General features: G+C 72.3%; 19 protein-coding genes. 5 read left to right on the top strand and 14 right to left on the bottom strand.

Annotated elements, in window-relative coordinates; genetic code table 11:
* Positions 1 to 46 precede the first annotated feature (46 nt).
* Complete coding sequence (locus OG559_RS20590) at positions 47 to 1,129, top strand: polyprenyl synthetase family protein (protein WP_405106051.1); 1,083 nt, start codon at positions 47 to 49, stop codon at positions 1,127 to 1,129.
* A 132-nt stretch (positions 1,130 to 1,261) separates the two neighbouring features.
* On the opposite strand, the gene OG559_RS20585 is transcribed toward OG559_RS20590, so the two are convergent.
* Positions 1,262 to 1,654: an Rv2175c family DNA-binding protein gene (locus tag OG559_RS20585; RefSeq protein ID WP_396670968.1), complete on the bottom strand. Its 393-nt coding sequence runs from the start codon at positions 1,652 to 1,654 to the stop codon at positions 1,262 to 1,264.
* Positions 1,655 to 1,828: 174 nt separating this feature from the next.
* On the opposite strand from OG559_RS20585, the gene pknB reads away from it, so the two are divergent.
* The gene (gene pknB / locus OG559_RS20580; protein ID WP_405106049.1) at positions 1,829 to 3,814 is read left to right on the top strand and encodes a Stk1 family PASTA domain-containing Ser/Thr kinase; all 1,986 of its coding nucleotides are present in this window, start codon (positions 1,829 to 1,831) and stop codon (positions 3,812 to 3,814) included.
* A 2-nt stretch (positions 3,815 to 3,816) separates the two neighbouring features.
* The gene (locus tag OG559_RS20575) at positions 3,817 to 4,686 is read left to right on the top strand and encodes a deoxyribonuclease IV (protein ID WP_405106048.1); all 870 of its coding nucleotides are present in this window, start codon (positions 3,817 to 3,819) and stop codon (positions 4,684 to 4,686) included.
* A 99-nt stretch (positions 4,687 to 4,785) separates the two neighbouring features.
* Here the strand turns inward: OG559_RS20575 and OG559_RS20570 are convergent, their stop codons facing one another.
* The 4 genes from OG559_RS20570 to OG559_RS20555 all read right to left on the bottom strand — a co-directional run bounded on the left by OG559_RS20570 (position 4,786) and on the right by OG559_RS20555 (position 9,729).
* A complete protein-coding gene (locus tag OG559_RS20570; RefSeq protein WP_405106046.1) occupies positions 4,786 to 5,817 on the bottom strand; it encodes a threonine aldolase family protein in 1,032 nt (343 codons plus the stop codon).
* A 50-nt stretch (positions 5,818 to 5,867) separates the two neighbouring features.
* Positions 5,868 to 7,274: a class II 3-deoxy-7-phosphoheptulonate synthase gene (locus tag OG559_RS20565; RefSeq protein WP_405106044.1), complete on the bottom strand. Its 1,407-nt coding sequence runs from the start codon at positions 7,272 to 7,274 to the stop codon at positions 5,868 to 5,870.
* Positions 7,275 to 7,376: 102 nt separating this feature from the next.
* Positions 7,377 to 7,862: a hypothetical protein gene (locus tag OG559_RS20560; RefSeq protein WP_405106042.1), complete on the bottom strand. Its 486-nt coding sequence runs from the start codon at positions 7,860 to 7,862 to the stop codon at positions 7,377 to 7,379.
* A gap of 244 nt (positions 7,863 to 8,106) precedes the next feature.
* Positions 8,107 to 9,729, bottom strand: coding sequence for a glycosyl hydrolase family 18 protein (locus OG559_RS20555; RefSeq protein WP_405106040.1), 1,623 nt, complete (start codon positions 9,727 to 9,729; stop codon positions 8,107 to 8,109).
* Positions 9,730 to 9,877: 148 nt separating this feature from the next.
* On the opposite strand from OG559_RS20555, the gene OG559_RS20550 reads away from it, so the two are divergent.
* Positions 9,878 to 10,366, top strand: a complete 489-nt coding sequence (locus tag OG559_RS20550) for a glutathione peroxidase (RefSeq protein ID WP_405106038.1) — start codon at positions 9,878 to 9,880, stop codon at positions 10,364 to 10,366.
* A gap of 95 nt (positions 10,367 to 10,461) precedes the next feature.
* Here the strand turns inward: OG559_RS20550 and OG559_RS20545 are convergent, their stop codons facing one another.
* Positions 10,462 to 11,235 (bottom strand): SGNH/GDSL hydrolase family protein, encoded by a 774-nt coding sequence (locus tag OG559_RS20545; RefSeq protein ID WP_405106036.1) that lies wholly within the window; start codon positions 11,233 to 11,235, stop codon positions 10,462 to 10,464.
* Positions 11,236 to 11,307: 72 nt separating this feature from the next.
* The gene (locus OG559_RS20540) at positions 11,308 to 11,541 is read right to left on the bottom strand and encodes a hypothetical protein (protein ID WP_405106034.1); all 234 of its coding nucleotides are present in this window, start codon (positions 11,539 to 11,541) and stop codon (positions 11,308 to 11,310) included.
* A 27-nt stretch (positions 11,542 to 11,568) separates the two neighbouring features.
* On the opposite strand from OG559_RS20540, the gene OG559_RS20535 reads away from it, so the two are divergent.
* Entirely contained in the window at positions 11,569 to 12,402 is an 834-nt protein-coding gene (locus OG559_RS20535; RefSeq protein WP_405106032.1) for an exonuclease domain-containing protein, read from the top strand.
* A 505-nt stretch (positions 12,403 to 12,907) separates the two neighbouring features.
* Here OG559_RS20535 and OG559_RS20530 read toward each other — a convergent pair.
* The 7 genes from OG559_RS20530 to proC all read right to left on the bottom strand — a co-directional run bounded on the left by OG559_RS20530 (position 12,908) and on the right by proC (position 17,727).
* Complete coding sequence (locus OG559_RS20530; RefSeq protein ID WP_405106030.1) at positions 12,908 to 13,423, bottom strand: RICIN domain-containing protein; 516 nt, start codon at positions 13,421 to 13,423, stop codon at positions 12,908 to 12,910.
* A gap of 168 nt (positions 13,424 to 13,591) precedes the next feature.
* Positions 13,592 to 13,981, bottom strand: a complete 390-nt coding sequence (locus OG559_RS20525) for a hypothetical protein (RefSeq protein ID WP_405106028.1) — start codon at positions 13,979 to 13,981, stop codon at positions 13,592 to 13,594.
* A gap of 192 nt (positions 13,982 to 14,173) precedes the next feature.
* The gene (locus tag OG559_RS20520; protein WP_405106026.1) at positions 14,174 to 14,308 is read right to left on the bottom strand and encodes a hypothetical protein; all 135 of its coding nucleotides are present in this window, start codon (positions 14,306 to 14,308) and stop codon (positions 14,174 to 14,176) included.
* A 312-nt stretch (positions 14,309 to 14,620) separates the two neighbouring features.
* The gene (locus OG559_RS20515) at positions 14,621 to 14,971 is read right to left on the bottom strand and encodes a DUF2203 domain-containing protein (RefSeq protein ID WP_405106024.1); all 351 of its coding nucleotides are present in this window, start codon (positions 14,969 to 14,971) and stop codon (positions 14,621 to 14,623) included.
* Between the two features lie 130 nt (positions 14,972 to 15,101).
* Positions 15,102 to 16,001, bottom strand: coding sequence for a nucleotidyl transferase AbiEii/AbiGii toxin family protein (locus tag OG559_RS20510; protein WP_405106022.1), 900 nt, complete (start codon positions 15,999 to 16,001; stop codon positions 15,102 to 15,104).
* Entirely contained in the window at positions 15,998 to 16,594 is a 597-nt protein-coding gene (locus tag OG559_RS20505; RefSeq protein ID WP_405106020.1) for a type IV toxin-antitoxin system AbiEi family antitoxin domain-containing protein, read from the bottom strand. Before OG559_RS20505 ends, OG559_RS20510 begins: the two co-directional genes overlap by 4 nt.
* Before the next feature lie 314 nt (positions 16,595 to 16,908).
* Positions 16,909 to 17,727, bottom strand: coding sequence for a pyrroline-5-carboxylate reductase (gene proC / locus OG559_RS20500; protein WP_405106018.1), 819 nt, complete (start codon positions 17,725 to 17,727; stop codon positions 16,909 to 16,911).
* Positions 17,728 to 17,894 lie beyond the last annotated feature (167 nt).

Here is a 17,894-nt window from a genome sequence, read left to right as displayed (position 1 = left end):
GCCACGGATGCGACGCGGTCCCGGGCGACCCGCTAGCGTCGGGGGCGTGACCCACGCTGCTCCCGTGTCCCCCGTCGACCGCGCTGGCCTGCGTCAGCGGGTCGACAAGGCCCTGACCGAGTTCCTGGCCGGCCAGCACGCCTGGATGAAGGGCGTCGACGAAGACCTGGTGCCGGTGGCCGAGGCGATCGAGGCGTTCGTGCTGGGCGGCGGGAAGCGGCTGCGCCCGGCCTTCGCGTACTGGGGGTTCCGGGGCGCCGGCGGGGGCGACTCGGACCAGGTGGTGACCGCGCTGGCCGCACTGGAGTTCGTGCAGGCCAGCGCGCTGATCCACGACGACCTGATGGACCGCTCGGACACCCGGCGCGGCGAGCCGGCGGTGCACCGGCGGTTCGCCGCCCGGCATCGCAGCGCCGGCTGGGGCGGCAACGCCGACGGGTTCGGCGACGCGGCGGCGATCCTGCTCGGCGACCTGTGTCTGGTCTGGTCCGACGAGCTGCTGCACTCCGCCGGGCTGGACCCGCGGATCGTGGCCCGGGCCCGCCCGGTCTTCGACGAGATGCGCACCGAGGTCACCGTCGGGCAGTACCTCGACGTGCTCACCCAGGCCACCGGCGACACCTCGGTGGAGCGCGCGGGCAAGGTCGCCCGGTACAAGTCGGCGAAGTACACGGTCGAGCGTCCGCTGCTGCTGGGCGCCGCGCTGGCCGGCGCGACGGCGGACGTCCGGGCGGCCTACTCGGCGTACGGGCTGCCGCTGGGCGAGGCGTTCCAGTTGCGCGACGACGTGCTGGGGGTGTTCGGCGACCCGTCGCAGACCGGCAAGCCGGCCGGCGACGATCTGCGCGAGGGCAAGCGGACGTACCTGGTCGCGGTGGCCGTGGAGGCCACCGACGCGGCCGGCCGGGAGCTACTGCTCGGCCGGCTCGGCGACCCGGGCCTGGACGAGGACGGGGTGGCCCGGCTGCGCGAGCTGATCACTTCGACCGGGGCGCTGGCCCGCACCGAGGAACGGATCGCCACGCTGACCGACACCGCGCTGGCCGCGCTGGGCGCCGTCGACCTGGAGACGGAGGCCCGCCAGGCCCTGGTCGACCTCGCCGTCGCCGCCACCCGCCGCGCCGACTGACCCCGTCCCGCCCGGCCGACCCGCCATCCCGGCCGAGCCCACCCGGTACGGCCGAGCCCGCCCGGTGCGGCGCAGCCCGCCCGACCCGCCGGTGCGACGGGAAACAGGGGTCGGGCGGGGTGGGTCAGGGGGTCAGAAGCCGAGGGCCTGGGCGCGGCGCTTGACCTCGCGGGCGTGGTCGCCGCCGAGCGTGGCGGCCGGGGTGCCGCCGGACAGGGTGTCGTCGGGCTCGTAGAGCCAACGCAGCGCGGCCTCGTCGTCGTAGCCGGCGTCGGTCATCAGGGTGAGCACCCCGGGCAGGTGCTTGAGCACGGTTTGGTTGGCCACCAGGTCGACGGGAATCCGGCGGACGCCGTCGCGGCGCACCGCGAGCAACTCCCGGTCCCGGATCATCTGGTGGATCTTGCTGATCGACAGGTCGAGGCGCTCGGCGACGTCCGGCAGGGTCAGCCAGCGGGCCGGATCGGTCGGGCCGGCGGGGCCGGCGCCGGAGGCAGCCTGGTCGGAGGGTACGGAGTCGGTCACCCGATCACCCTGCCACGTTGCCGGCAGCAGCGGCGAGGGCACCCCCTCAACCGGTCCGGACGCGCACCGGGAGGGCTCCGGGGACGACGTGAGCGCGGCGGGACGGACCCTCTCGCCAACCATCTGTAGCATCCTGTTCAACCTCTGCCCTCTGGACACATAGACTGCCTGCCGATGGACACACAGGTCGCCGACACGTTGCTGGGCTCGCTGATCGACGGGCGCTACCGCATTCGCGGTCGCGTGGCCCGTGGCGGCATGGCGACCGTGTACACCGCCACCGACGAGCGCCTGGAGCGCACCGTCGCGGTCAAGATCATTCACCCGACCCAGGCCGCCGAGACGCGGGCCCGGATGGCCGGGTTCCTGGAGCGGTTCACCGACGAGGCGAAGACCATCGCCCGGCTGACCCACCCGAACGTGGTGGCGGTCTACGACCAGGGCACCCACGCCGGCCTGCCGTACCTGGTGATGGAGTACGTGCGCGGCCGGACGCTGCGCGACGTGCTCGCCGAGCGGCGCCGGCTGCACCCGGACGAGGCGCTGGCGATCATGGAGCAGATGCTCGCCGCGATCGCCGCCGCGCACCGGGCCGGCCTCGTGCACCGCGACGTCAAGCCGGAGAACGTGCTGGTCGCCGAGGCGCCCACCGGCGGGGTCGCCAACCTGGTCGACAGCGTGGTCAAGGTCGCCGACTTCGGGCTGGCCCGGGCGGTGGAGGCCAGCGCCGAGGACGAGCCGGGCAACCAGCTCATGGCCACGGTGGCGTACGTCGCGCCGGAACTGGTCACCGACGGGCACTCCGACACCCGCACCGACGTCTACTCGGCCGGCATCGTGCTGTTCGAGATGCTCACCGGCCGGGTCCCGTACGACGGCGACCGGCCGGTGGACGTCGCCTGGCAGCACGTCGACAACGACGTGCCGGCCCCGTCGACGCTGGTGCCGGGGCTGCCGAAGGCGCTCGACGACCTCGTCGCCCGGGCCACCCGACGCGACCCGGAGGCGCGGCCGGCCGACGCCGGCGTCCTGTTGGCCGAGGTCCAGGTCGCCCGCGACGAGCTGGGTAACCCGAACGCGCACACCGCCGTGCTGCGCGCGGTGACCGACGACGCAACCCCGCTGACTCAGCCCACCATGGTGGTAGCGGCGGTCCGGCCCGCGGAGCGCCCTGCCTGGGCCCGGCTGCCCGAGCACAAGGAGCCGCGCCCGCACCGGCGGCGGGCCGAGCCGGAGAGCCCCGGTCCGGGCGGCCGGATCGCCGCCCTGCGGGCCCGGGTGCTTGGCGACCGGCGGGGGCGCATGGGCCTGCTGGCGGCGGCCGTGGTGCTCGTCCTGATCGCCGCGCTCACCGGCTGGTGGTTCGGGGTGGGCCGGTACACGGTGGCCCCGGAACTGGTCAGCCTCAGCAAGGCCGAGGCGCAGGCGCAGGCGACCCGGGGCGGTTTCACCCTCGAGTACGCCGAGCCCCGCTACGACGAGAAGGTCCCGCGCGACGGCGTGGTGGCACAGAGCCCGGTCTCGGCCGCCCGGATCCTCAAGGGCGGTGCCATCACCCTCACCCTCTCGCTGGGGCCGGACCGGTTCCCCGTGCCGGACGTGGTCGGCAAGGAGTTCGAGCTGGCCCAGGCCGATCTGGTCAACGCCAAGCTGGTGGTCGCCAAGGGCACCCCCCGGTACGACGACAACCTGCCCGAGGGCGTGGTGGTGGACACCAACCCGAAGGTCGGTGCCGAGGTCAAGCCGGGCGCGAAGGTCACCGTCATCCTGAGCAAGGGCAAGGCCCCGATCTCGGTGCCGAACCTCGTCGGCAAGAGCGTCAACGAGGCCCGCACCACCCTGTCCCAGCTCGGCCTGGTGCCGGTCGAGACGTACAAGGACTCGGACAAGCCGAAGGACGAGATCCTCGGGCAGAGCCCGGCGGACGGCGCGGGCGTGGAGAAGGGGGCCCAGGTCAAGCTGGACGTCAGCAAGGGCCCCGCCCCGGTGGTCGTGCCCCGGGTGCTCGACCTGCCCTGTCAGCAGGCCAAGCAGCAGTTGGAGAGCCAGGGCTTCCCGGTGAACGTGCAGTTCAACCCGAACGGCATCGTCCGGTTCCAGAACCCGGGCGAGAACGCCCAGGTGGCGCCGGGCACTCAGATCACGATCGGGTGTCTGTAGAGATGTCGGCGTCCGCTCTCCGCCGGCCGGTCGGCTCGCACACCCCCACGTCGGGCGGGCTGGCGAAGGCGGCCCTGCCGTACGTCGACGCGGCCGGCTCCGAGGCCGTCCAGGTCTACGTCTCCAACTCCCGGGGCTGGGCGCTCCCGGCGGGCGACCCGGCCCAGGACGCGCTGTTCCGCGACGGCTGCGCCGAGCGGGGCGTGCCGGTGTTCGTCCACGCGTCGCTGCTGGTTAACCTCGGCTCCCCCACCCCGGCCACGGTCGAGCGGTCGGCGCAGACCCTGGCCCACGCGCTGCGCCGGGGGCGGGCGATCGGCGCCCTCGGGGTGGTCTTCCACGCCGGCAGCGCGGTCGACCCGGGTCACGCCGACGCGGCCATGCGTCAGGTACGCGAGGCGCTGCTGCCCCTGCTCGACGAGACGCTGGCGGCGGGTGGCCCGCTGCTGCTGGTCGAGCCGAGCGCGGGTGGCGGCCGGTCGCTGGCCGCCCGGGTGGAGCATCTCGGCCCGTACCTGGACTCGGTGGACCGACACCCCGGCCTGGGCGTCTGCTTCGACACCTGCCACGCCTGGGCCGCCGGGCACGACCTGGCCGTCGAGGGCGGCATGACGGCCTGCCTGGACACGTTGGTCGCCACGGTCGGGCCGGACCGGCTCCGGCTGGTGCACGCCAACGACTCGAAGGACCTGTGCGGCTCGACCCGGGACCGGCACGAGAACATCGGCAAGGGCGGCATCGGCGAGCCGGCGTTCGCCGAGCTGATGTCCCACCCCGCCACGGCGGGCATCCCGGTGGTGGTGGAGACCCCCTCCGAAAAACACGAGGGCCACGCCGCCGACATAGCCACCCTCACCCGCCTCCACCCCTGACCCCCCCCACCGGCCGGCCGGGCCACGGTCCCCGGCCGACCGGGGACCGCACCCGCGACAACGCAATGACCCTGCTTGATCACCGGGGCGATCTGGAGGTCAGGGGTGGAGGAGGGTTGTCAGGATCTGGCTGGCGTGGGCGATGGCGGTGTCGTCGACGTCCAGGTGGGTGACCAGGCGGGCGGTGCGCGGGCCGAGGACCGAGATCAGCACGCCCTCGGCGCGGGCGGCGGCGGCCAGGCCCCGCGCGTCCAGCGGAGACTTGGTCAGGTCCAGCGGGACGATGTTCGTCCGCACCGCCGAGGCGAGCACCCCGAACGGCGCGACCGCCTCGGCCAGTCGGGCGGCCTTCGCGTGGTCGTCGGCGAGCCGCTCGACGTGGTGCGCGAGGGCGTACCGGCCGGCGGCGGCGAGCACGCCCGCCTGGCGCATCCCGCCGCCCATCCGCTTGCGGACGAACCGGGCCCGCTCGATCTTCTCCGCGCTGCCGACGACGAGCGAGCCGACCGGCGCGCCGAGGCCCTTGGACAGGCAGACCGACATGGTGTCGAACAAGGCTCCGTAGGTGGCCAGCGGCACGGCGTCCGCGACGTGCGCGTGCCAGACCCGGGCGCCGTCGCAGTGCAGGGCCAGCCCGTTGGCGTCGGCGACCCGGCGCAGCTCACGCAGGGTGGCCAGCGGGATCACCCCGCCGCCGCCGCGGTTGTGGGTCTGCTCCACGGCGATGGCCCGGGTCGGCACCGCGAAGTAGCCATCCGGCCGGACCATGCCGGCGACCAGTTCGGGGTTGATGTCCGCGCCGTACGCCGGCCAGGTCCGCGACGAGATCCCGCCGTACGCCGCCGCCGCGCCGATCTCGTACGTGACGATGTGCGCGTCGGCGTCGCAGAGCAGCTCGTCGCCGGGCGGCACCACCAGTTGCAGGGCGATCTGGTTGGCCATCGACCCGGTCGGGGCGAACAGCGCCGCCTCGTGCCCGAACAGGGCGGCGACCTCGGCCTCCAGGGCGTTGACCGTCGGGTCCTCGCCGTAGACGTCGTCGCCGACCTCGGCGTTGGCCATCGCCTCCCGCATCCCCGCGGTGGGCCGGGTCACGGTGTCCGATCGCAGGTCGACGAGAAGATCAGCCACAGTCATCCCTTCGGCCGCCGACTGCGGGGCTCGCAAGCTCATTCCTCGCGTCAGCCACGGAGCATCTCCGCCACCAGGAACGCCAGCTCCAGCGACTGCTGGGTGTTCAGCCGTGGGTCGCAGGCGGTCTCGTACCGGTCCGGCAGGTCGAGGTCCTCGATGCCCTGGGCGCCGCCGAGGCACTCGGTGACGTTTTCACCGGTCAGCTCGACGTGCAGGCCGCCCGGGTGGGTCCCCAGGCCCCGGTGCACCTCGAAGTAGCCGAGAACCTCGTCGACGATCCGGTCGAAGTGCCGGGTCTTGTAGCCGTTGGAGGACTCGTGGGTGTTGCCGTGCATCGGGTCGCACTGCCAGACGACCTTCGCGCCGGCGGCGGTGACCTTCGCCACGATCGGCGGCAGGGCGTCGCGGACCTTGTGGTTGCCCATCCGGCTGATCAGGGTCAGCCGGCCGGGGATGTTGTCCGGGTTGAGCTTCTCGCAGAGCTCGATCGCCTCGTCCGGGGTGGTGGTCGGGCCGAGCTTCACGCCGATCGGGTTGGCGATTCGGGAGATGAAGTCGATGTGTGCGCCGTCGATCTGCCGGGTCCGCTCGCCGATCCAGAGGAAGTGCCCGGACAGGCCGTACCCCCGGTTGCCGGAGACCCGGGTGAGCGCCCGGTCGTACTCCAGCGCGAGGGCCTCGTGGGAGCAGTAGAGGGTGACGGTGCGCAGCGCGTCGTCCTCGGTCATCCCGCAGGCGTTGATGAAGGCGAGCGCCCGGTCGATCTCCCGGGCGATCGCCTCGTAGCGCTCGCCGGCCGGGGAGCTCTTGACGAAGCCCTTGTTCCAGTCGTGCACCGCGTGCAGGTCGGCCAGCCCGCCCGCCAGGTACGCCCGGAGCATGTTCATCGCGGCGGCCGAGTTCGCGTACGCCCGGATCATGCGCTGCGGGTCGGCGACGCGCGCCTCCGGCGTGGCCTCCAGCGAGTTGATCAGGTCGCCGCGGTAGGCGGGCAGCCCTCGGGCGTCGGTCGGCAGCGACCGGGGCTTGGTGTACTGCCCGGCGACCCGGGCGACCTTGATCACCGGCAGCGACGCGCCGTAGGTCAGCACGATCGCCATCTGGAGCAGGGTGCGGGCGTTGGCGAGCAGGTGATGCTCGGTGTTGTCGACGAAGGTCTCCGCGCAGTCGCCGCCCTGGAGCAGGAACGCCTTGCCCTCGCAGACCAGCGCGAGGCGGTTCCGGAGTTGGTCCACCTCGTAGGGCGCGACGACCGACGGCACGGTGTCGAGCACCTTGCAGACCTCGGCGACCGCGGCCGGGTCCGGCCACGGCGGGATCTGTGCCCGGGGCAGGTCCCGCCAGCGGTCCAGGCCGAGGGCTGCGTCCTCGGCGGAGTCGACGGTCGGACGGCTGGTCTGCAGGCCGGGGCTGCCCACCGCGGGATGGCTCAGCTGATGCCACTCATGGCGCATGGGGAAAGCGTACGGCGGCCCCCGGAGGGACCGGGCGTCGAGGGGGACGGTTCCGGAGGTTGGGAGCTCCGGGACGCCGCAGCCCGGCGTGGCGGGAGGATGTCAGGGGGTAACCGTCGGCCCCGGGGTGTGCCCGCCCGGCGCTTCCCCCGCGACGCACCAGTCGGCGCCGCTGCGGGTGACGGTGAACAGCAGCGGCCGGTTGGCCTCGCGGGCGCCGACGGTGACGGTGACCGACGTGCTGACCTCCTGCCCGGCCGCACCAGGGCGGACGTCGGTGATGGCCGCCTCCGTCACGGTGAAGTGGTCGGCGAAGTCGCCGTTCGGGCCGGTGGCGGCGGAGTCGAAGCCACCCTGGGCGGGGGCGCAGAGCTGGCTGCGCCCAGCCGCGGCGTCCTTGGCGATCATCGCGTCGAGGTACGCCTGCACCCGCTCGCGGGCCTTGGTGGCCGCCTCCTCTGCGGGCGCCCGCCCGGGCTGCTCCGCCGCCGCCTTCTCCTCGTCGTCGCCGAGCCCACACCCGAACAGGGCGAACGGCAGCAGCGCGAGCGCCGCGACGAGCGCCGACCTGGAGTGAGTCACAGCCATCCGTCCCTCCCCTGGACCCGGCACGGGCAGGTGCCGATGCGCGAGTCTGACACATCGCCCCGGCCCCGCCGAGCATCCGGTGCGCCACGCGGGGGCCACGACGGGGCAGGCGGGGCGGGTGTGGCGAGGTGTCGACGGGACGGGCGTCACCGGGGCGTCGGCGGGGTGCCGGCGGCACGAGCGGGCGGGGAGGGACCGGTGTCCGGTCCCTCCCCGCCGTGTGGGTGTTGCGTCGGCCCTCGGCTCAGCCGAGGCCGCCCTTGATGGCGCCGATCAGCTCACCGTTGCTCGTGTCGCCGGAGAGCTCCCAGAAGAACGCGCCACCGAGGCCCTGGTTCTTCGCGTACGTCATCTTGCCGCCGATGGTCGACGGGGTGTCGTAGCTCCACCAGTTGCTGCCGCACTTGGCGTACGCGGTGCCGGCGATGGTGCCGGTGGCCGGGCAGGTGTTCTTGAGGACCTTGTAGTCCTCGATGCCGGCCTCGTACGTGCCGGGGGCCGCGCCGGTGGCGGTGCCGCCCGGGGCGGCCTGGGTGACCCCGGTCCAGCCTCGGCCGTAGAAGCCGATGCCGAGCAGCAACTTGTCGGACGGGATGCCCTTGCTCTTGAGCTTCTGGATCGCCGCGTCGCTCCAGAAGCCCTGCTGCGGGATGCCCGCGTACGAGGTGAGCGGCGAGTGCGGGGCCGTGGGACCCTGCGCCGCCCAGGCGCCGAAGAAGTCGTACGTCATCGGCATGATCCAGTTGAGGTTCGCCGCCGCGCCGGCGTAGTCGGTGGCGTCGATCTTGCCGCCGTTGCTGCCGTCCGCGGTGATGGCGGCGGTGACCAGCGCCGAGGAGCCGAACTTGGTCCGCAACGCGCCGACCACGTTCTTGAAGGCGTTGGGGCCGCTGGTGTCACAGGTGAGGCCGCAGGCGTTCGGGTACTCCCAGTCGACGTCGATGCCGTCGAAGACGTCCGCCCAGCGCGGGTCCTCGACCATGTTGTAGCAGCTCTCGGCGAACGCGGCCGGGTTCTGCGCGGCCTGGGTGAAGCCGCCCGACCAGGTCCAGCCGCCGACGGAGTAGATGACCTTGAGGTGCGGGTACATCTTCTTCAGCTTGCGGAGCTGGTTGAAGCTGCCGCGCAGCGGCTGGTCCCAGGTGTCGGCGACGCCGTCGACGCTGTCCGCGGCGGTGTACGCCTTGTCGTAGTCGGCGTAGCTGTCGCCGATGCTGCAGCGACCGCCGGCGGTGTTGCCGAAGGCGTACAGGATGTGGGTCAGCTTCGCGGCGGACCCGCTGGTGTGGATGTTCTTGACGTGGTAGTTGCGGCCGTAGACGCCCCACTCGGCGAAGTAGCCGACGACCTTCTTGCCGCCCGGCGGCGGGGTGGTCGGCGGCGGCGTGGTCGGCGGCGGGGTCGTGGGGGGCGCGGTGGTCGGCGGGGTCGTCGTCGGCGGCGGGGCGCTGGTGGTCGGGGTGGTGCCCCCGCCGCACGGCGCGCCGTTGATGGTGCAGTTCAGCGGCGCCTTGTACGCCCCGGCGCCGTTGTAGCCCCAGTTGATGCTCGCCCCGGGGGCGAGCGGGCCGGCCCAGCTCTTCTTCACCGCGACGTAGTGGTTGCCGCTGCTGGTGACGTCGGCGTCCCAGGAGCTGCTGATGGTGGTGCCGGCCGGCAGGTCGAACTCGATGCGCCAGGTGCTGATGCTGGCGGCGGAGCCGTTGGCGACGGTCACCCGGGCTTCGTGACCGGTCCCCCAGTCCTGCGCCTTGGCGAACGTGGCGGTCACACTTCCGGCGCCGAACGCCGAGGTCATCGGGACCGCTGCGGCGGTCACCGCGACCACGGCGCCGGCCCAGAGGGCCCGGCGGAACGATCTCTTCATCTGGCGTCTCCCCAAACAGTTAGGAAACTTTCCTAAAGGATGGTGAGACGCTACTCACGGCGTCATCACTTCGTCAAGATGTACATGCGTCGATCTACGAAAAACCGGGTCCCGTCCGGCCGTCGCGGCCGGTCGGTAACCTCGGCGGATGACCGTTTTCGACACTCAGATCGACGCGCTGACCGGTGGCCCGGCGGACCTCGACCGCCACCGGGGCCGGGCCCTGCTGGTGGTGAACGTGGCGTCCCGCTGCGGCCTCACCCCGCAGTACGCCGGCCTCCAGGCCCTGCACGAGACCTACGCCGACCGGGGCCTGGTGGTGCTCGGCGTGCCGTGCAACCAGTTCGCCGGCCAGGAGCCGGGCACCGCCGCCGAGATCGGCGAGTTCTGCCAGGTCAACTACGGGGTGACCTTTCCGCTCACGGAGAAGGTGGACGTCAACGGCCCGGCCCGGCACCCGCTGTACGCGGAGCTGGTGACCACGCCGGACGCCGACGGGCACGCCGGAGACGTGCGGTGGAACTTCGAGAAGTTCCTGGTGGCGCCGGACGGCACGGTGGCCGCCCGGTTCGCCCCGACCGTCGCGCCGGACTCCCCCGAGCTGCGCGCGGCGATCGAGAAGATCCTGCCGGCGTAGCCCCCGGGCCCACCTACCCGAATTGATCGAGGCCGCGCGCCCACCCGTCGGGGTGGGGGCGCGGCCTCGGAGGTCACCGGCCGGGGCCGGCCCGGTCAGCCCGCGGCGGAGCGGAAGACCGGGTAGTAGCCGCCGGCCTGGCCGGCCGCCGTGGGGTGGTACGAAACGCCGATGTTGAGGAAGTTCAGGGCGTGCATCCACTTCTCGCCGTAGCTGCACAGCTGGTGGCCGACGAAGGCCGACCGCACGTCGGCGAACTTGAACCCGGCCGAGGTGGCGGCGGTGCGGATGATGTCGTCGACCAGGTTGATGCCCGCGTTGAGCCTCGTCCGGGAGGTCGTGGTGAGCCCGACGCAGGGCGTGCCGAGCTGGTAGAAGACCGGGTAGCCGACGACCACCACGCGGGCCGAGGGCGCCTTGGCCTTGATTCCGTTGTAGACGTTCGCCAGCTTGCCGGGCAGCTCCGTGCGCGCCTTGGTCTCGGCGGCGGCCACGGCGGCCACGCACTGGCTCTCGCCCTGGAGCACGCAGGTCTGCATGATGGTGGAGAAGCCGACGTCGTTGCCGCCGATGGTGACGCTGACCAGCGTGGTGCTCGACGACAGCGCCGAGATCTGCTTGTTGATCACGTCCGACGTGATCGCCCCGGAACAGGCCACCGACTTGTACGAGGCGGGCTTGATCTTGGTGTTGTACAGCGCGGAGTACGCGTTTGTGCTGCGCTTACAGGCACCGCTCTCGGCGGTGTAGTTGTCGGCGCCGACGCCGGAGGCGTACGAGTCGCCGAGGGCGACGTAGTGGTCGCTGGCGGACGCCTGGGCGGGAACGGCCAGCGTGAGCGTGGCACCGAGGGACGCCGCAACACTCACGGCGAGGGTAATGAAGCGGGATCTCCGCACGTAGCACTCCTGGGGGTGGGAAGTCGTGGTGAGAGATAGGTATCACTGAATGCAGGTTCGATGGAAGATCACCGATTGCCTACAGGGGTGAATAGGGGTGCTTCGGCCCGCAACCGTCCAGAGTGGCGGAAGGCGGTAACCAACCGGATCGGTCGGGAATGCGCCGAGCGGCGCCGCCGATCCGGCCACCCGAACGGAGCGGCGCCCGGGCCGGTCGTCGGCGATCCCGGGCAGACGCCCGGCCGGCACGTACTCGAAGATCATCTCCAGACTCACCAGCAACTCCCACAGGAGATCTCCGAGATGATCAACAAGTACGCCGGGCGCTGCGGCACGTGCAGCGCACCGGTGGAGGCCGGCGCCGGTCAGGCCGTCAACGTCGACGGTCGCTGGAACTCGTACCACCACGGGTGCGTCCCGGTCCGTGTCGCGCCGCCGGTCGGCCGGCACGCCGGGTGGCACGACCTGCCGGTGGTGGGCTTCGACCTTGAGGGCACGCTGCCCGAGCCGACGGAGACCCGGATCATCTCCGCTGCCCTGGTCCACTCGGACGGGACGACGCAGGAGTGGCTCATCGACCCGGGTGTGTCGATCCCCGCCGACGCGACGGCCCGGCACGGCATCACCGACGAGATGGTCCGCAGCGGCGGCCAGCCCGCCCGGGAGGCGCTGGCGGACCTGGGCACGGCGGTCGCCAAGCTGATCGCCGACGGAATCCCGCTGGTGGCCTTCTGCGCCCCGTACGACGTCACGGCCCTGCACACGGAACTGGCCCGGCACGGCCTGCCCGCCATCGACTGGGACCGAGCCGTCATCATCGACCCGTCGGTGCTGCACAAAGAGGTCGAGCCCCGCTGGTACGGCAGCAAGCAGTTGGGCGATCTGTGCCGGTACTACGAGGTCACGCTGAAGACCGCCCACGAGGCGGCCAGCGACGCGCGGGCGGCGGCCGACATGGCCCGGTCGATCGCGGCCCGGCACGGGCGCATCGCCCGGATGCGGCCGGACCTGCTGCACCAGGCACAGATCGGCTGGTACGCCGAGCAGTCCCGAGACCTCCAGAGCTACTTCGACAGGCAGGGCCGGGACGAGACGGTCAGCACGCAGTGGCCCCTGGAGACGAAGCCGCGCGGCTGACGGCGGACCGGCCGCGGGCAGCCGTCAACGGGTGAAGGTCTCGGGCAGGCGACTGCGCTCGGCGGGCGGGCCGAGCCAGAGCGGCTCGCCGGGGCGTACCTCGTGGACGAGACTGCGCCGGCGTCGACGGCGCGGACACGCAGCTCGACGGTTCCGTCGGGGCGCGGCGCGTTGGCCGGGGAGCACCAGCGCCACATGCCGGGCCTGCGAGGTGTGCAGACCGGCACGGCCTGGCCTGTGGCCGGGGGCTCGGCCTCGTCGGCGAACGCCCGGCCCGCGGCCTCGACCGCTGCCGCCGGCAGGTCGCGCGCCAGCAACACCCCGGTCAGGTGGTCGACCACCCGCCGGCATTCTCAACGAACTTCTCACGTCGGGCCTGCCGATCCTCGCCTCCCCGTACGGCGAGACGGGCGGTGACCAGGGGTCGACGAAGCAGCTCGTCGCCCCTGGTCACCGTGTCTGGCCCGATGACGGGACGCCTCGATCGCGCGGGCGCGTCGGCCGGTTAGCGGATCAGCCACACCTGGGCGGGGTTGTCGTTGGTGCAGGCGTAGATCTGGATGGGCGCGCCGTCCGCCAGTGACCCACCCGCCACATCGAGGCACCGGCTGCCGATCGCGGAGACGATCCGGGCCGGTACGGAGTTGGGGATCGCGGGGGTGACCTGCCATTTCTCGTTGCTGATGCTGTTGCAGGCCCACGTGTCGACGGGTGTCTTGTTGGCGTTCGGGCCGTGGGCGTCCAGGCATCCGCCGGTGCTCTGGTTCAGGAACCGGTACTGCCCGCCGCCGAGGGAGATGGGCGCCCAGCGCTGGGCGGCACTCCCGTTGCACGTCATCTGCACGAGTTGCACGCCGATGTCCGTGGAGTTGGCCGGGGGCGGCTGGATGCACTTGCCGCTGCCGAAGTTCTGGATCGTGTAGAAGGTGGCCGCGCTGGCCGGTTGTGCGGGTGCCAGGGCGACCGTGGTCGAGGCCGCGGCGGCGAGCAGTAGGGCGGCGAGCCCGCGTGGGTGCTTCATGTTCCTCGTCCTCCAAGGTATGCCGGCTCGGCCGCCCGGTGGTGGTGTTCCGGGTGCCCCCGTCCGCCAGCGGACAGCCGGCCGGCCTCTGACGGTCGGGCGCGTTCGCGCCTTCTCCGTAACTCTGGCGGCCGGGGCTGGAACGGGCCTGATGCGACGCTGAAACGGCTACGGCGCGGTCGACGAACCGGCGTCCAGGTGGTTCGGCGAAGCCGGGCCGAGCGGCCGCGGCGGTTGCGGGAACCGGCGGAGCTTCACGCGGACCCGTTCGGCGTCGGAGTGGCCGAGCGCGTCGAGGATGTCCAGGGCCCGCAGCCAGGACCGGCCTGCGGCGTCCAGGTCGCCTGCCGCAGCTGGGCGTACTGCCAGCCGACCGTGTTGAGGGCCCTGGCCTGCATCGGACGGTCGCCGACCGACCGATTCGAACAGTTCGAGCGCGCGCAGCGCGTGGACGAGTCCCCGCCGGTGCTGTCCCTGCCGGGAGTACAACCAGGCGATGCTGCAGTCGGCGTGTGCCTGACCGGCCGGGTCGTCGAGCTGGCCCGACAGTCTGGCCACCCACCGGAAGTGGGCATGGGCGTCGGCGAACCGGCCGAACTGGGCCCGGGCGCGGCCGAGGCCGCAGTGGACCCTCGGGCCACGGCGTTGAGCAGCACCGGATGCTCGGCGTCGAACCAGGCCATCGCCTGCTCGGCGTCCGCCGGCGACACCGTCGTGACGCCGGGCAGGGCGGGTTCCAGGTCGATCAGCTCACGGAAACGGCTGCAACAGCCGGGCACCGGCGTACGCGACGTGCAGGTGGTGGTCGAGCAGCCGGCGCACCGCCGTGCGCCGGTCGGCCTCGCTGTCGAGGTCGTGGGTCAGCTCGGTGGCATAGGTCCGCAACAGGTCGTGGAAGAGGTACCGCCCCGGCGCGTGCTCGATGAGCAGGTGGGTCCGGGCCAGCTCGGCCAGCAGGATCCGCGCCCGGCGCGGCGCGATGCCGGCGAGGCTGGCGGCGGGGGCACGGCGATGTCCGGGCCGGGATGTCGTCCACCATCACGTCGACCGGTCCGAGAAGCCTGACCTGCATTGACCCGCCCCCGCTTCGAGCAAAGACCTGCCCAGGCCAACGGCGGGGCAGCCGGCTCCGGGCGGCTCAGTCGGACACCGGACCGTGGCGGGGCGGACGGTCGTCGTCGGCGTGACGCCCTGCGCTCACACCGGGCGGCGGCCGGCGAAGCCGCACTCGACGCGGTGGTACCAGCGCACGTCGGAGTCGCCCTCCAGCCAGCACCACAGCACCGGGCGGCCGGCCCGCTCGCCGGGAAAGTCCAGCAGCACCGGGGCGATGCCCTTGATCTGGATGTCGTGCTCGTGCAGCTCGTCCACGATCCCGTGCAGCCGGGCCTCCAGGCCCTTGACCTCGGCCAGGCCGCCGAGCGAGCTCAGCCCGCCGTCGGCGAGGTCGGCCCGCAGCTCGGCCAGGTCGGCCCGGAGCCGGATCAGCTCGTCGACGCGTGGGTGCAGGGTGGCCACCAGGTACCGCGCCTGGGCGAGTGTGAACACCGCGACAGTATGGGGCTTCCACCCTCGCCCTGCTGGTCCTGACCATCGGCACGCCCACACCAGCCCTTACTGAGGCGACTGATCGCCCGATACGAGAACAGGCGTTACAGCTCACGAGGGTCAGCCGCTGTCACCTCGCTCTCCAACCCGATGCCGACGCGATCCAGGTCCGACCACCGAGAAGCCCGGTCAGTGCGGGGTCGGCGAGCGCGAAGACCCGCTGCAACACCTCGTCGAAGCTCTGCGGCAGCCGATCATCGAGGCGATGCTTGCGCCGCCAGGTGGCCCACCGCCGCTGCGCGAGCGTCGCGTAGCCTTCGAGGCCCTGACTCAGCGGTGCGAGCGTCACCTCGCGGTATTCGGCCACCCTTTGCACGGCTGTGGCCAGCTCGTCGCCATCGACGTCGTGGCGGCCTGACAGCAGATAGACGTCGGCGAAGTCGCGCCAACGGGTATTCGCCACGCCGCGCTGCAACGCCGTCACCAACTTCTCGGCGTACACCATGGAGAGCGGATAGCCCGTCACCACGATCTCGCCGTCGAGCAGGCGCGGCAGCTTGATCGGCTGCGGATCCGGCCAGATCGGGTCGCCGACGTTGACGTCGACGTGGAAGGTCAGACGGGCAGCGGCGAGGTGGCCGCTGAGGCTGACACGTACGCCGGTGTAGACGTCGTCGTCTCGGATGGTTTCCGCCGTTGCGCTCGCCGCCTCGAGCGCCAAGCCGTCGTGGAGGTCCAGGGCGGCGATGTGACGGACGATACCGAGCACCTGATCCGCGTCGTTGGAGATCCATCGACCCTGGAGATCCACGTCCCGGGTCGGTCGGCGGGCGGCGTAGGCGGCCAGCAGTACGCCGCCTTTGAGGACGAGTTTGTCCGCGTACGGGGATTGGGCCAAGCGGGCGAGGAAGCCCTCCAGGGCATAGACCTGGTGCAGCTCGTCGGTGGGTCGGCCGGTGCGGCGCGCGAGATTTTGAAGGTCGAGGTAGGCACGGCCGGCCACGGTGGCTCGGGTCGGGCGCACGGTCACAGCAGGATCACCAGAGCCTCTCGGAGTGGTCGTTCGGCCTGCGGGAAGTATCGAGCCGTCGCCAGCAGCTTCGCCGGCGCCGCGCCGTCCCGTCTCAGCCACCGACGCAGAGCCGTGTACGCCAGTTCCGAGCCCTCACGGTGGCGGAGGCGAAGGGCATCGATGATGCTGCGCTCAGCACCGTAGAGACCGATCGAGGTCTCCGGATCGATTGGCAACTCGGTACGGCCGACCTCGAAGGTGGCCGGGTCGAACGTGTGCCAGGCGACCGGGGCGGCCGTCGTCGGTCGGTGCCGGCCACGAGGCAGCGCGACATCGATGCGGGAGGGAATCTCGTCGGTGAGGCCATGACGAGCCAGCGCGCTGGTCAGACACAGGGTGGCGGGCGGAGCCCGGCGGACAAGCTCGATGAGGTCAATGTCCGCGGCCTCGGCGTTGTGGCGTCGATAGAGCCCGTGGCCCAAGGGCTCGATCAGCCCTTGGTCCCGCAACCGGTAGAGCCGCCACCGAGTCAGGCCGGCCTCCAGAGCCTGGGAGTAGCTGAAGGTTGCCGGCAACAAGCGCATCGCCGCTGCCTCGGCCTCTCCCCCCACCAGAGAAACTTTACACACCCCTGATGGACCTGTAAGGAATTCCTCCGGGAATTCCTTAGGTTTCAGACACCCGTAAACCGCGCCGCCCGCCCGGCCCCGGGTCGTCTCCACCGCCGGCCAGCCGGCCCAGGGCGGCCATGGCGACGAGATGACTTAGCGGTGGAGCATGCCAGGAACGGGGCGGTGGCGACCCATGACCATTCGATGAGGGATCACCACGCCATTGGCCCGGTGGCCGACCAACACCCGCTGAACGGAAATCAGTCAACCCTCTACCGCCGGACCCAAAGTCGGAAACCCGACTCTTCCTCGGCTCACTCGGACTGGGCGGCCAGTTCCCGGGCCCGGTCGCGGGCCGCCTCCAGCGCGGCGAGCATGGCCGCGCGGACGCCGTGGTTCTCCAGCTCCCGGATGGCGGAGATCGTGGTGCCGGCGGGCGAGGTGACCGCCTCGCGCAGCTTCACCGGGTGCTCGCCGGAGTCGCGCAACATGACCGCCGAGCCGATCGCGGTCTGCACGATCAGCTCGTGGGCGACCTGGCGGGGCAGGCCGAGCAGGATGCCGGCGTCGATCATCGCCTCGACCAGCAGGTAGAAGTACGCCGGCCCGGAGCCGGACAGGGCGGTCACGGCGTCCTGCTGGGACTCGGGGACCCGGACGGTCGCGCCCAGCGGCTTGAACATCTCCTCGGCCAGGGCCAGGTGCTCGCCGGTGGCGTGCGCGCCGGCCGAGATCGCGCTCATCGCCTCGTCGACCAGGGCGGGGGTGTTGGTCATGACCCGGACCACCGGGGTGCCCTCGGGCAGCCGCCGGTTGAAGAAGGTGGTGGGCAGGCCGGCGCAGAGCGAGATGACCAGCTTGTCGGCCGGCACCTTCGGCCCGATCTCGTCGAGCAGGGCGGAGGCGTCCTGCGGCTTCACGGAGACGGCCAGCACCGCCGCCTCGTCCACCGCGGTCAGGTTGTCGACCACCCGGACGCCGTAGCGGGCGGTCAGCTCCTCGGCCCGGCTCGGCCGCCGGGCGGTGGCGAGCAGCCGTTCCACCGGCCACCCGGAGCGCAGCAGACCGGAGAGCATCAGCTCGCCGATCTTGCCGGCCCCGATCACCGCCACGGTGTGTTTCCCCGCCGCCATGGCCGTACCCCCTCAGTCGCCCGCCTCGCGTCGCTCCAGGGTGTCGTCGCCCGGCCGGACGCCCGACCCGGCGGCCCCGGCCCGCGCGACGGCCGCCGCGGACGCCCTGGACCGGCCGCGGCGGAAGCCCGGCGGCGCGTGTGGCGCCCCCCGCCAGGGGGTGCCGC

The sequence above is a fragment of the Micromonospora sp. NBC_01405 genome (assembly GCF_045040155.1).
In the GTDB taxonomy this organism is placed as follows: Bacteria; Actinomycetota; Actinomycetes; order Mycobacteriales; family Micromonosporaceae; genus Micromonospora.
Note: the sequence above shows the minus strand (reverse complement) of the source record. Positions and strands in the feature narration are given on the sequence as shown.